At 70.5% G+C, this 12,725-nt stretch carries 14 protein-coding genes; 8 read left to right on the top strand and 6 right to left on the bottom strand.

All coding sequences use genetic code 11. The annotated features are described in order from the left end of the window. Positions 1–4: 4 nt before the first annotated feature. From HNR02_RS28075 to HNR02_RS28060, 5 genes are all read left to right on the top strand, one after another. Positions 5–1,678 carry a (2,3-dihydroxybenzoyl)adenylate synthase gene (locus HNR02_RS28075; RefSeq protein WP_179776566.1) on the top strand — a complete coding sequence of 558 codons (1,674 nt, stop codon included), beginning with the start codon at positions 5–7 and terminating at the stop codon, positions 1,676–1,678. A gap of 265 nt (positions 1,679–1,943) precedes the next feature. Further along, entirely contained in the window at positions 1,944–2,720 is a 777-nt protein-coding gene (locus HNR02_RS28070; protein WP_179776565.1) for a TetR/AcrR family transcriptional regulator, read from the top strand. A gap of 156 nt (positions 2,721–2,876) precedes the next feature. Then, positions 2,877–3,362 (top strand): VOC family protein, encoded by a 486-nt coding sequence (locus HNR02_RS28065; protein ID WP_179776564.1) that lies wholly within the window; start codon positions 2,877–2,879, stop codon positions 3,360–3,362. Continuing rightward, positions 3,359–3,487, top strand: coding sequence for a hypothetical protein (locus tag HNR02_RS36275; RefSeq protein WP_281377435.1), 129 nt, complete (start codon positions 3,359–3,361; stop codon positions 3,485–3,487). Before HNR02_RS28065 ends, HNR02_RS36275 begins: the two co-directional genes overlap by 4 nt. 414 nt (positions 3,488–3,901) lie before the next feature. Continuing rightward, positions 3,902–5,245 (top strand): MFS transporter, encoded by a 1,344-nt coding sequence (locus HNR02_RS28060; RefSeq protein ID WP_179776563.1) that lies wholly within the window; start codon positions 3,902–3,904, stop codon positions 5,243–5,245. 81 nt (positions 5,246–5,326) lie between these two features. Here the strand turns inward: HNR02_RS28060 and HNR02_RS28055 are convergent, their stop codons facing one another. Continuing rightward, positions 5,327–5,506 (bottom strand): hypothetical protein, encoded by a 180-nt coding sequence (locus HNR02_RS28055; RefSeq protein WP_179776562.1) that lies wholly within the window; start codon positions 5,504–5,506, stop codon positions 5,327–5,329. Between the two features lie 86 nt (positions 5,507–5,592). Here HNR02_RS28055 and HNR02_RS28050 point away from each other — a divergent pair, with 86 nt between their 5' ends. Then, complete coding sequence (locus HNR02_RS28050) at positions 5,593–6,396, top strand: SDR family NAD(P)-dependent oxidoreductase (RefSeq protein ID WP_179776561.1); 804 nt, start codon at positions 5,593–5,595, stop codon at positions 6,394–6,396. A gap of 65 nt (positions 6,397–6,461) precedes the next feature. Here the strand turns inward: HNR02_RS28050 and HNR02_RS28045 are convergent, their stop codons facing one another. Continuing rightward, positions 6,462–7,211, bottom strand: a complete 750-nt coding sequence (locus HNR02_RS28045) for an SDR family oxidoreductase (RefSeq protein WP_179776560.1) — start codon at positions 7,209–7,211, stop codon at positions 6,462–6,464. An 85-nt stretch (positions 7,212–7,296) separates the two neighbouring features. On the opposite strand from HNR02_RS28045, the gene HNR02_RS28040 reads away from it, so the two are divergent. Beyond that, complete coding sequence (locus tag HNR02_RS28040) at positions 7,297–7,866, top strand: TetR/AcrR family transcriptional regulator (protein WP_179776559.1); 570 nt, start codon at positions 7,297–7,299, stop codon at positions 7,864–7,866. Positions 7,867–8,168: 302 nt separating this feature from the next. Here the strand turns inward: HNR02_RS28040 and HNR02_RS28035 are convergent, their stop codons facing one another. Beyond that, entirely contained in the window at positions 8,169–8,750 is a 582-nt protein-coding gene (locus HNR02_RS28035) for a TetR/AcrR family transcriptional regulator (protein ID WP_179776558.1), read from the bottom strand. Positions 8,751–8,800: 50 nt separating this feature from the next. Here HNR02_RS28035 and HNR02_RS28030 point away from each other — a divergent pair, with 50 nt between their 5' ends. Further along, a complete protein-coding gene (locus HNR02_RS28030) occupies positions 8,801–9,757 on the top strand; it encodes a quinone oxidoreductase family protein (RefSeq protein WP_179776557.1) in 957 nt (318 codons plus the stop codon). A 105-nt stretch (positions 9,758–9,862) separates the two neighbouring features. On the opposite strand, the gene HNR02_RS28025 is transcribed toward HNR02_RS28030, so the two are convergent. The 3 genes from HNR02_RS28025 to HNR02_RS28015 all read right to left on the bottom strand — a co-directional run bounded on the left by HNR02_RS28025 (position 9,863) and on the right by HNR02_RS28015 (position 12,684). Then, positions 9,863–10,885, bottom strand: a complete 1,023-nt coding sequence (locus tag HNR02_RS28025; RefSeq protein ID WP_218914301.1) for a zinc-dependent alcohol dehydrogenase family protein — start codon at positions 10,883–10,885, stop codon at positions 9,863–9,865. After that, positions 10,882–11,736, bottom strand: a complete 855-nt coding sequence (locus HNR02_RS28020) for a helix-turn-helix domain-containing protein (RefSeq protein ID WP_312861193.1) — start codon at positions 11,734–11,736, stop codon at positions 10,882–10,884. Before HNR02_RS28020 ends, HNR02_RS28025 begins: the two co-directional genes overlap by 4 nt. 348 nt (positions 11,737–12,084) lie before the next feature. Continuing rightward, positions 12,085–12,684 carry a TetR/AcrR family transcriptional regulator gene (locus HNR02_RS28015; protein ID WP_179776556.1) on the bottom strand — a complete coding sequence of 200 codons (600 nt, stop codon included), beginning with the start codon at positions 12,682–12,684 and terminating at the stop codon, positions 12,085–12,087. Between the last annotated feature and the right edge of the window lie 41 nt (positions 12,685–12,725).

The following is a 12,725-nucleotide window of genomic DNA, read 5'->3' as shown; positions in this document are numbered from 1 at the left end:
CCGCATGACGACGATCGACCGGGCACGGCATGCCGTGCCGTACGCGCCGGAGGACGCCGCCCGCTACCGGGCGGCCGGGATGTGGGGCAGGCGCACCATCGCGCAGGAGTTCCACGCCGTCGCCGAGCAACATCCGCAGCGGGACGCCGTCGTCACCGCCGAGGGCAGGCTGACCTATCGCGAGCTCGACGTGCGCAGCGACCAGATCGCCGCGGGCTTGGCCGGGCTCGGCCTCGTCGCTGGCGATCCGGTGCTGTTCCAGATCACCAACCGGCTCGAGAGCGTGCTCGCGTGGTACGGCGTGCTCAAGGCCGGGCTCGTCCCGGTGTGCACGTTGGCCTCCCATCGCGCCCACGAGATCGGCGGGATCAGTCGCAGGGCCCAGGCGGTGGCGCATCTGGTCGACGCCGGTACCAAATTCGACCTCGTCGGGTTCGCACACGACCAGGCCCGGGGGCATCCGAGCCTGCGGCAGGTGCTGGTACTCGGTGGCGAGGGTTCGGCGGAGGCTCCCCGGATCGACGACCTCGGCGACGGTGTCGATCCCGCTCTGGCACGCGAGACGGTGGAGCGGATCCAGCGTGACATCGACCCCGACGCCATCGCGGTGTTCCAGCTCTCCGGCGGCACCACCGGAGTCCCGAAGATCATCCCGCGGCTGCACGCCGAGTACTGGTACAACGCTGTCGCCTACGCCCGCGCGTGGGGCTGGGATCACACGACCCGCAACGCGCATCTCGTTCCGATCATCCACAACGCGGGCGTCGTCTGTGGTGTCCACGGTCCGCACAGCGTCGGCGGGGCACTGGTGCTGACCAATCCCGATCTCACCGAGGCGCTGCCGCTGCTGGCCGAGGAGAAGGTCACCGACATCCTGCTCGGCCACGGCCACTACCGGGCCGTCGAGGAGCCGGCCTTCGCCACGCTGGCGTCGTCGTTGCGCACCGTCGTGCTCTCGGGGGCGAAGGTGCCGCCGTCGCTGTTCCAGAAGCTCGAGGACCTCGGCCTGTGGTCGGGACAGCTGTTCGGTATGGGCGAGGGGCTCTTCGCCGTGACCCGGCCCGGCACACCCCGCGAGGCACGCCTCAGCACGGTGGGCACCGCGCTGTCGCCGTTGGACGAGGTCCGGATCCTGGAGCCGGGCACGGAACGGGAACTGCCCGACGGCTCCGTCGGCGAGTTGTGCTGCACTGGTCCCTACACGCTGCGCGGCTACTTCGACGCCGCCGACCACAACGCCACGGCGTTCACCGCGGACGGGCTGTACCGCACGGGTGATCTCGCCAGCATCACGCTCATCGAGGGCGGGCGTTACCTGTCCATCGAGGGGCGGATCAAGGATGTGATCAACCGCGGCGGCGAGAAGATCAACGCCGAAGAGGTCGAGCTTCTGCTGCTGAAACACCCCGCGATCGCGGCCGCGGCGGTCGTCGCCATGCCCGACGGCAGACTCGGCGAGCGCACCTGTGCCTACCTTGTCGCCGACGGCGAGCGGATGACGCTGGACGACGTGCGGCAGCACCTCATCCGGCTCGGCGTCGCGAAGTTCAAGTGGCCCGAACGCCTGGAATGGCTCGACGAACTCCCGACGACACTGGTGGGAAAGATCAACAAGAAACAGTTGCGCTCGGACGTCGCCGCGAAGCTCCACGCCGAGCACCACGAGGAGGCCGGGTGAGCCACAACCGGATCGCGCTGGTCGTTCCCGGTTCGAACGCCACCGTCGAGACCGAGCTGCCCGCATTGCTCGCGCGGCACCCCGCAGCGGAGTTCTCCTTCCACGCCGGCCGGATGCGCTCGTCGGGGCGTTGCGCGCCGTTCCGGCCCGGCGGGCGGACGCCGCACGCGTGCGGCCGCCGCGAGGAAGCCGGGATGAACCGTTCGTGTCCCTGGTGGTGTCGCGCCTGCCGCACCGGAGTCGTCGCACATTACGATCGGCGGCCATGAGCTCCGCATCGTCCCGCAAGGGCGCCACGGATGACACCCCGCCGCGCAGCAGCCGCCGGCGGCGTTCCGGCGACCAGGCCTCGGGTGGCAACGCCCGCGCGTCCACCCGCCGGGAGCTGGTGGAGAACGAGATCTACGAACATGCGACGCAGCTGTTCGCCGAACGGGGCTTCGCCGGTACGAACCTGCAGGACATCGCCGAGGCGGTCGGCCTGACCCGGCCCGCGCTGTACTACTACGTCAAGAGCAAGGACGAGCTGCTGGCCAAGCTGGTCACGGAGATCACCGCGGCCCCGGCCGCGCAGCTGCGGGACATCAACGCGCGAGGCGATCTCGACGCCAAGGGCAAGCTCAGGGCCATCGCCCGTGCGCTCGTGGCCCGCCAGACGAGCCACCCCGCGCGGTTCCGGTTGATCATCCGTTCCGAGGCCGAACTGCCTGCTGAGCTCTCGCGTGCCCACGAGCGCGGTAGGCGGGCCGTGCTCGACGAGCTGACGAAGGTCGTCGACGAAGGCATACGCTCGGGGCAGTTCCGGCCCCTCGACGCGCGGGTCGCCGCGCTCGGCGTGATCGGCATGTTCAACTGGGTCGCCTGGTGGTTCCACGCGGACGCCCGGCAGACCCCCGAGTCCGTCGCGGAGCAGCTCGCCGACATGGCCGTCGCCGCGGTGGCCCGTCAGGGGCACCGCGTCCCGGAGGAGGCGGGGCCGACAGCGGCGATCGCGTTGCTGCGCGAGGATCTCGAGTTCCTGGAACGGATCATCGGCGGCTGAGCGCGGACGCACAACGGCCCTGGACCCACGGTCCAGGGCCGTTGTCGTGCGCCGGCTCCACCGTGCTGTCGTATGTGTAGAACTATTGACGAAGAAGTTGAACGTGGCTAGCGTCGAGGTTCGGAAGCCGAGTCGTCCCATCGCGGGAGGTTCCTGATGACTGAGCTCGATCACCGGGTGCAGGGTGTCGATCACGCCGCATTTCCGTCCTTCGACCCCGCGGCGACCGTGCGCTTCTACCGCGACGTCCTCGGGTCTCCGGTGGTGCATTCCATCTGCGCGGCCGGGTGGGGGCCTGAGGATCACCCGGATTTCCTCCACTTCTTCTTCGACATCGGCAACGACGACCGGATCGCGTTCTTCTCCAGCAGTCAGTGGCCGGTGGAAATGCAGGTGCAGCACGAGACCATCGAGTCGATCGACACCCATGACCCGAACGGCCGCATGGCCGAGCTGACGCGGGCCATGCGGCCGGTCACCCCGCGGGAGGACCTCGACGCCATCGTGACCATCGACGCGCTGCTCGACGTGGTCGCGGGTGCCGAGCCGACGTTCGCGAAGCTGTTGGCGCGCAAGGCGGAACTGATCGTCGAACGTGCCGCCGCGTGGGAGGCCGCGCAGCCGCACGGCAGCTACGCATGACCACGCTGCACGTACTCGACGTCCCGGAGAACGCCACCGTGCCCGCGCCTGCCTCGCAGGACCCGGCGGTCTCGGCCGGATCGGCCGGGGGCATGCGGAGACGGTCACCTCCGTGCACGATCTGACCACTGTGGACGGTGTGCCGGTTCGTGGTGCGCCGTCCACCGTTCCCGGCGCTCGTACCGCGCGAGCCTGATGCGCCAGGATGTCACCCACCCCCCGTTCGTCCCGTTGCTCCGGCGAGCCGGGAGTGCGGTACCGGGCGGCCCGGCGTGACCGGGTGGCCCGCATCGGCGCCGATCCCCGGACCGTGAACCTGTCGCTCGATCCGGGCGCCGGCTCGCGCCGGGTGATCGCGGCACTCGGTGCTCAGGACCTCAGCACGACCACCGCGCGCGGCCTGCGCTTCGGCGGTCCCCTCAGCGACGGCGAGCCAGCCGACAACGAGCTCGCCTCCTCGACGAACCCCTGCCGCACCGGCGCGCGCCGGTGCGGCGTGAACCCCGCCCACCACCGGACACCCGAAAGGCAGCGTCGCCATGTCCTCATTACGGTCGCCTTCCCCGACACCCTCCGGGCGAACGCCGATCGGCGTCGTCCTGCTCGGCCTCGCCTGCCTGACGCTGGAGGGCTACGACGTCGTCTCCTATGGGGCGGCGTTGCCGTACTTGCTCGCCGATCCGTCATGGCACGTCACCGTCGCCCAGGCGAGTCTGCTCGGCAGCCTGACCCCCGTCGGCATGCTCGTCGGCGCGATCGGTGCGGGTGTGCTGACCGATCGCATCGGGCGCCGCAACCTGATCCTCGCCAGTGTCGCGTTGTTCTCCACGGCGATGCTGGCCTCCGGGCTCTCCCCGGGTGTCGCGGTGTTCGCGGTAGGACGCGTACTTGTGGGCCTTGGCGTCGGTGGTGTGCTTCCGTCCGTGGCGGCGCTGGTTTTCGAGTTCTCGGCACCGCACCGGCGCAGTCTCAATGTGGCCCTGTCGTTCGCCGGCGTGAGCATCGGCGGCGCGCTGGCCGCCGTGGTGGCGGCGACGGTCGTTCCCGTCGCGGGGTTTCGGGCCGAGTTCCTGGTCGGCGGGCTCGCCGCGTTGCTCGTGCTGCCCGCCGCGCTGCGATGGCTTCCCGAGTCACTGGTCTACCTCCGGGCCGTGGGCAGGGAATCGCAGGCGCGGCGGTGGATCGCCCGGTTGCGGCTGGACCCCGCGCTCGCGGCGGCGGCATCGTCCGAACCGGACGACGACGGTGGCCGCGGCCGGCTGACAACGGTGTTCTCCCGGCGCTACGCCGTGACGACGGCGCTGTTCTGTCTGGTTGCTTTCGCGTCCCTCCTGGTGCTGTTCGGGATCTACACCTGGCTGCCGCAGCTGATGCGTTCGGTCGGTTACGAGACCGGTTCCGCCCTGACCTTCCTGCTCGTGCTCAACCTGGGTACCGCCGTCGGATCGCCCCTGCTGGCCTGGCTCGCCGATCGGACCGGGCCGAAACCGGTGCTGGTCGTGGCCTTCCTGCTCGCCGTCGTGGGCATCGTCGTGCTCAGCACGGGGCTTCCGCTGGTGCTGCTCTACGTCGCGGTGGTGCTCGCCGGCATCGGGACGGTGGGAACGCAGATCCTCCTCAACGTGTTCGTGGCGAGCCGGTACCCGGTGCGGGTCCGGGCGACCGCGATCGGGGCGGCGTTGTCGGTGGGCAGGCTGGGTGCGATCCTCGGCCCGCTCTACGGTGGTGCGCTGCTGTCGGCGGAGTTGCCGACGGCGTGGTTGTTCTACGGGTTCGCCGCGCCGGCGCTCGCCGGGGCGCTGCTTGTCGCGCTCGTACCGCGTGGGCAGTCGCGGACCGCGACGAGCGCGGTTGACCCGGCCGCTGGGCGCGCGAGCCGGTGAGCAGGAGGTCCAGTGGCTCGACGTCGTCACGGAGCGCGCCGGCCTCGGTCGCCCGTCCCCTGAGCGCGTCGACCGCCGAGCTCAGGCGCGCTGACGACTCGTGGCGATGCTGACGCCCGCGCCGCGCGCGATCCGTTCGAGGCTGACGGCGGTTCCTCGTTCGGCGATGGCGTGCTTCGTCGCCTCGACCAACCGTGCCCGGTTCCGCTCGCCGTCGGCGCGGGGGCGACGCATCGGTTTGCGGGCGGCTCCGTCCGGCATGGCTGTCCCCTTGCTAAACGTAGTGTCCCTACGTAGATTTAAACGTAGGGTTTCTACGTTTTGCCACGACCGGTTGGAGCAAGCTCATGTCCACAACTCGCACCATCCTCGTGACCGGGTCGACCGACGGGGTCGGCAGGCGGACCGTCGAACGGCTCGCGTCGCCCGGTGCCCATCTGCTCGTGCACGGCAGGGACGCCGGTCGGGGCAAGGCCGTGGTCGCGGCCGTCGAACGCGCGGGAGCCACGGCGACGTTCCTCGAGGCGGACCTGGCCTCACTGGCGGAGGTTCGCGGGCTGGCGCGTGCGGTGCGGGAGGAGTGCTCGCACCTGGACGTGCTGGTCAACAACGCCGGCATCTCGAAGCCGAGCGCGCCGCGCAGGCTGACGGTGGACGGCTACGAGAGCCACTTCGCGATCAACTACCTCGCGTCGTTTCTGCTGACCCGGTTGTTGGGCCCGCTGCTCGGTGCGCAGGGCCCGACGCGGGTGGTCAACGTCGTCTCCGCGGCGCAGGACCCGCTCGACTTCGACGACCTGATGCTCGAACACGGCTACTCCGGCTATCGCGCGTACGGCCAGAGCAAGCTCGCCCAGGTGATGCTGACCCTCGACCTCGCCGAGGAGTACGACCCGACGGAGGTCGTCGCGAACTGTCTGCATCCGGGCACTCACCTCGACACCGCGATGGTGCGTGCGGCCGGCATCAGCCCGGCGGGCTCGGCGGACAGCGGGGGAGCCGCGGTCGTCGCGCTCGCGACCGTGAACGGTGTCACCGGGCAGTACTTCAACGTCAGGCACAAGTCCCGTGCCCACCGGCAGGCCTACGACCGCGAGACGCGCGGGCGGCTCGACGCCGTGGCCAGGCGGCTGACCGGGCTCGACGGCTGACCGCGGGTCTGCTGCCCCGGCGGCTCGTACCTGGTCGCCGGGCTGCTTCGTGTTCGCCTGCTGAGTCAGTCCTGTGCTGTGGGCCGGACGATGATCTCGCCGATGTCGACGCCGTCGGGTTGTGCGATGGCGAAGGCGACCGCCTGGGCGACTGCGTCGGCGGGCTGGGCGACGGCGTCGACCCAGGCGGTCATCTTCTCGTCGCCGGACAGGGTTCCCTCGGTGCGGGTCAGGCCGGGTGAGACCACGGTGACCCGCAACGCGGGCCCGGCCTCTTGCCGCAGCGCTTCGGAGAGGACGCGGATCGCGGTTTTGGTCGCGGCATACACGCCCTGGGTGGGGACGATGGTGTGCGCGGACGTGGAGGCCATGTTGACGAACTGACCGAATCCCTGCTCCCGGAACACCGGCAGGGCGGCGGCAATGCCGTTGAGCACGCCGGTCAGGTTGGTGGCGACCACCTCGTCCCAGTCGTCCTGTTTGAGTTCGTCGAACCTCGAAGTCGCCATGGAGCCGGCGTTGGCGACCAGGACGTCCAGCCGCCCGTGCTGCTCCTGAGCGGCGGTGACGAGGCGGATGAGGTCCTCCCGGCGGCGGACGTCGATTTCGACAGCGCTCGCGCTGCCTCCAGTGGAGCGGATCCGCTCGACGACCTCGTCGAGCTTGTGCGCGCGCCGGGCGCCGAGCACCAGCGTCGCACCGCTGGCCGCGAGGCGTTCCGCTATCGCGGCTCCGATCCCGCCGCTCGCACCCGTCACCGCAACGACCTTGCCGGCGATGCCTGTCCCGGTGTCGGCGGCTGTTTCGTCACCCATCTGATCCCCTGTAGCGTGAAGCGGACAACTGTCCTGAACTCTAACGGACAGTTGTCCGCTTTGCAATCGACGCCGGAGGACGATCGTGACCAGCCAAGCCTCGACGAGCTCCCGCACTCGGCGGGACTCGGTGCGCAACCGCCAGCGCATCATCGACACCGCGCGCGCCGCCCTGGCCGCCGATGGCGACGTCAGCATGCACGCGATCGCCAAAGCCGCCGGAATCGGTCAGGGAACGCTGTACCGGCACTTTCCTACCCGCGAAACGCTGGTCTTGGCGGTGCACCGGGAAGACGTCGCGGCGCTGGTCCGCGCGGCCCCCGAGCTGTTGACCGAGCACCCACCGGTGGTCGCACTGCGCAAGTGGCTGGAGATGCTCGCGCGCTACGGGCGCATCAAACACGGCCTGTCCGGCGCCTTCTACGCCGCAACCCACGCCCAGCTCGCCGAAGAGGGATATCAGCCGGTCGTTGGTGCGATCGGCGCTCTTCTCGCGGCCGGCACCGCGGACGGCACCGTTCGCGATGACATCACCGCGGAGGAACTCCTGCTGCTCGTGGGATTTCTCTGGCGTGTGGAAGTCGACGCCAACCGGGACAAGCGCGTTGCGACAATGCTGGACGTCGTCCTGAACGGGCTCTTCCGGCAGAACTGAAGGCGTTCTCCGGCGGTGTCATCGCCAAGGCGCGTGGCCGGACGTGGGCCGGGGCGTCGAGAGCGCGCCGGGGCCGATGCACTTGCCGCCCCGTCACGGTCACCTGGGCCGGCCGGCACGCCCGCCGGATCCGGCCGCTGACCGGTGCCGGTGGCCGTCTTCCCGGCGGCGGCACCGCCCGGGGCGTGCTCACCTTCGGTGATGGTCACCTGTGCGGAACCGGGCTGAGGTGGTGGGCGCGACCGCCGGGTCGGCCACGTCTGCCGGGACGCCGCGGTTGCCGGCCCTCGGCGAGCCCGCATTCACACCAGCAGGCGGTCGAGGCAGAGGTTCAGCCCGGCTTCCAGATGTTCCGTGGAGCCGGTGGAGAGCAGAACGGTGACCCCGCCCTGGATGGTGCCGATCACGGCTGCCGCGGTGCGGTCGGGGTCGAGTCCCGGGTCGGCCTCGCCGGCCGCCTGGGTGGCCTCGATGCCGGTCCGGACGCACTGCTGCCACCGTTTCACCAGTTGCGCCGCCACGGCTTGCGATGCCGGGCTGTGGCGGCCGATGTCGGAGATCAGCACCCCGAGCGGGCAGTACAGCCCTTGGTCGCGGTACTGGGTGACGATGAGGTCGCGCCACGCTTCCCAGGCCGCGCGCGAGGTGAGTTCGTCGAGATACGGCTGCTGGCCCTCGAACACGCGGTCGGCTTCGTGTTCGGCCACCGCCAGCAGAAGCTCTTCGCGGCCTTCCGGGAAATAGTGGAACATCTGGCCCTTCCCGGTGCCGCTGCGCCGGCCCACGTCGTCGAGGGTGGTGGCGTTGAGGCCGCGTTCTCGGATCTCGGCGGCGGCGGCTTCGACGATGCGCAGGCGGGTTGCCGCGCCCTTCTTCGTGGTCACGACGAGAAGTGTACTTGCAGGTACATTTTTTGGTGCTTAGTTTCGGCCGTATGAAAGCGATCGTTGTCAGTGAAGCAGGCGGACCGGGAGTGCTGCGGCTGCGGGAGCGGCCGGCACCTCGTCCGGGGCCGGGGGAAGTACTGGTGGATGTCCGGGTGGCGGGCGTGAACTTCTTCGACGTGGGCACCCGCCGCGCGAAGGTGGCCGAGGTGCCCGGCGTGGAAGGCGCCGGTGTGGTGGCGGCGGTGGGCGAGGGGGTCGGCGAGTTCGCCCCGGGGGACCGGGTCGCCTGGGTGACGAGCGGAACTCAGGGCAGTTACGCGGAGCAGATCGTGCTCCCCGCCGCCACTGTCGTGGCGGTGCCGGACGCCATCGATGACGAGACGGCCGCGGCCGTGCTGTTGCAGGGCCTGACCGCACAGCATCACTGCACCGTCTGCCATCCGGTACAGCCCGGGGACATCACGCTCGTGCATGCTGCCGCCGGCGGGGTCGGGCTGTTGCTGACGCAGCTGATCAAGGCTCGTGGCGGCACCGTGATCGGCGTCGTGTCGCGGCCGGAGAAGGTCGAGATCGCCGCTGCCGCGGGCGCTGATCACGTCGTGGTCTCCACGGGTGCGGCGTTCGCCGAGCGGGTCCTGGAACTGACCGGGGGTGAGGGGGTGCACGCGGTGTTCGACGGTGTGGGCGGGCCGGCGTTCGCCGCGTCACTGCAGGTGCTGCGCACGCACGGCACGATGGTGTATTACGGGCCGCTGATCGGTGAGGTGCCGACCATCGCGATGAACGAAATCCCGCGCAGCACCCGCCTCACCTACGGCACGCTTCCCGACCACATCCGCACCCACGAGGAGCTCGTCACCCACGCGGCCGAGCTGTTCGGGCTGGTCGAGAAGGGCGAGCTGGTCGTGCGGATCGGCGGCCGCTACCCGCTGGCCGAGGCGGCCAGAGCGCACGCCGACATCGAGTCGCGTACGACGACCGGGAAACTGCTGCTGATCCCCTGACCGGTTGTCCCTGATGTTCTTGCGGTACGAGAGCGGCCGGGGAGCGGATCGCCGGATCGAGCACGCACCGCCACTACACGTGTTCCTCTCGCCCAGGACTGGATGTCAGCTCGTTTCGACGACGACCTTGCCGAAGGGCCCGTGGTCGAGGTGATCGAGTGCGGTGGGCAGGTCGGCGATCGGGTAGCGCCGGTCGATCACCGGCTTCAGCCCGGTCCGGTCGACTGCGCGGACGAGGTCCTCCAGTGCGCGGCGGTGGCCGGTGCCGATGCCCTGGACGGTGATGTCCTTGAGCATCAGGGGCATGACGGGAGCCGACGCCTCGAAGCCGTCCAGGGCGCCGATCTGGGAGATCGTCCCGCCCACGGCGGCGACCTGGACGGCCTTGCCGAGATGTGACCCGCCGACGATCTCCAGGATGTGGTCCGCGCCGCGGTCGTTCGTGATGCCGAGGATGGCGTCGATCCAGTCCTCGCGGGTGCGGTCGACGCGGTGATCGGCGCCGAGTTCGGTGGCGCGGGGCAGGTTGCGCGCGCTGCCGGACACGATGACCTCGGCGCCCAGTGCTTTCGCGATCTGGATCCCGAACAGCGACACCCCGCCGGTGCCTTCGACGAGCACCGTGTCGCCGGCGCGCACCGAGCCGCGTTCGGCGAGCGCGAACCAGGCGGTCAGCCCGGCGCAGGGCAGGGTGGCGGCTCCGGCTGGGTCGAGGGTTTCCGGTGCGCGGACGAACCACCCGGCCGGGAAGGTGACGTAGTCGGCGAGGACGCCCGGGTAGTAGCCGCCGAGGGTGCGGTAGGCCGGAGTGCGGGCGTCGCCGGGGCGCAGGCCGTCGATCCAGTCCGGGGTGAACGTGGAGATCACCCGGTCGCCGACGTCGAAGCGGGTGACGTCGGCGCCGAGCGCCTCGACCGTGCCCGCGAGGTCGGACCCCGGGGTGAACGGGAAGACGAGCGGCAGGCCCCGGCCGCTCTCGGTGACCATTTTGTCGCGGTGGTTGAGCGCGACCGCCGCCACCCGGACCAGCACCTCACCGGGTTGCGGTACCGGGACCGGAACCTCGCGCAGCTCCAGGTGGTCGCGGCCGATGGCGTCCATCTCCCAGCGGCGCATGGTGCCGGTCATCGGTTCTCCTGTCGGGTCATGCCGGCGAGCAGGGCCAGCGATGGCGCGGCGGCCGAGCCGGGTTCGCCGTAGTACAGGTACAGTGTCTGCCCGGTCTCGCCGATCACGGCGAAGGATTCGTAGTGGACGACGATCTCGCCGACGAAGGGGTTGCGGTACCGCTTCGTGCCGTCGGTCCGTTCGTGCACGTCGTGCCGAGCCCAGATCGCGCGGAACTCCGCGCTCTTCAAGGACAGTTCGCCGATCAGCTCGGTCAGGCGCGGGTGGTCGAGGTCGGTGCCGGCGGTGGAGCGGACGCTGGCCACCACGCTGTGCGCGATCGCGTTCCAGTCCGGGTAGATCTCGCGCGCGACCGGTTCGAGGAACACGTCACGCAGCAGGTTGCGTCCGGGCGTGAAGCCCTCGTTGAGCAGGACGGCGAGTTCGTTGGCGGCCAGCACATCCCGGTACCGGCCGATCACGACGGCCGGATTGGCCGTCCAGCTCTCGACCAGCCGCGCGAGCCCTGGCCGCACCTCCTCCGGCCGGTACGCCCGCCGGCGCGGCGGCGGTGCCGAGGCGAGCTGGTGCAGGTGAGCGGCTCCCGCTTCGTCCAGCTGGAGCGCCTGCGCGATCGCGTCCAGCACGGCCGGCGACGGGTTGCGGTCGCGGCCCTGCTCCAGCCGTGCGTAGTAGTGCGGGCTGACCCCGGCCAGGAACGCCAGCTCTTCGCGCCGCAACCCGGCCACGCGTCGTTGCCCTTGGCCGGGCAGGCCGAACTCGGCCGGGTCCAGCAGTGCCCTCCTGGCCCGCAGGAACTCACCCAGGGAATTTCCGGCGTCGATCACCTCGTCCACGGTAGACAGCCGCACCGCGCCCTGGCACACCCTGCGAGGGCGACGTAGTTCGCTGGCCTGCGCTCGGCCGGGTTCCCGCCCCGGTCGCGAGTGAGGCGCTGCGTGTGTAGTGCACGGCGCGGCTTTCCTGCCTCGTCCCGCACGGGCTCACTCGTGAACTCGTAGCCGCGCGGCAGTTTGTACGAACGCGGTACGAGACCGGCTTGCTGATATCGCTACACGGTGCTGGTTGACAGGCGGCACGGGTACTGGAGGCGGTGCGCAGGGGAGTGCGGGCGGTGTCGTCGACCGCCGTCGGCGCCGCGGTACCCGAACGCGTGTGGTGGCCTGATCGAGGTCGGGGCGGTCCGCTGTACTGAACGTCTAGAGCGCCGGTGCCGCCGGTGCCAGGGGGTGCGCTCCCTCGGGACGCAGCCCGTCGAAGATGATCGCCAGGTAACGCCGCCACAGGTCGGGTGACGGGTCCTTCACGAAGCTGACGACGTGGTTCGGCGCGCACATCAGGAGCACGACGTCGTTGCCGGTGACGTCGCCCCGGACCGCGCCGGCCTCACGCGCGCGGTCGACCAGCAGGCACACCGTGCGGTACAGCCGCTCGCGGAGCGCGACCACCTCCGGGCCCGCGTCGTTGGCGTTCAACAGGAACGACACGTCACGCTGCTCCCGCTGTCCGCCGGCCACGGTGAGGAACTCCAGCAACGCCGCGCCGGGATCCTCGGCCGTGAGCAGTCGTTGCCCGGCCTCGTCGAGGGCGCCGACGTGGGTACGCACGATCGCGGCGATCAGGTCGTCCTTGGTGGCGAAGTGGCGGAACACGGTGCCCTTGCCGACTCCGGCCCGGCGGGCGATGTCGGCGACCGAGGCATCGAGGCCCCGCTCGGCGAACTCGGCCTCCGCCGCGGCCAGAAGCAGTTCGCGGTTGCGGGCGGCGTCGGCACGCAAGGTCCGGGCGGGTGGGGTCACGGGCCGATGCTAGCAAGTTGACCGCACGGTCCGCTTCTGTG

The organism is Amycolatopsis endophytica (assembly GCF_013410405.1).
Taxonomy (GTDB): domain Bacteria; phylum Actinomycetota; class Actinomycetes; order Mycobacteriales; family Pseudonocardiaceae; genus Amycolatopsis_E; species Amycolatopsis_E endophytica.
This window is presented reverse-complemented; position numbering and strand designations above follow the sequence as displayed.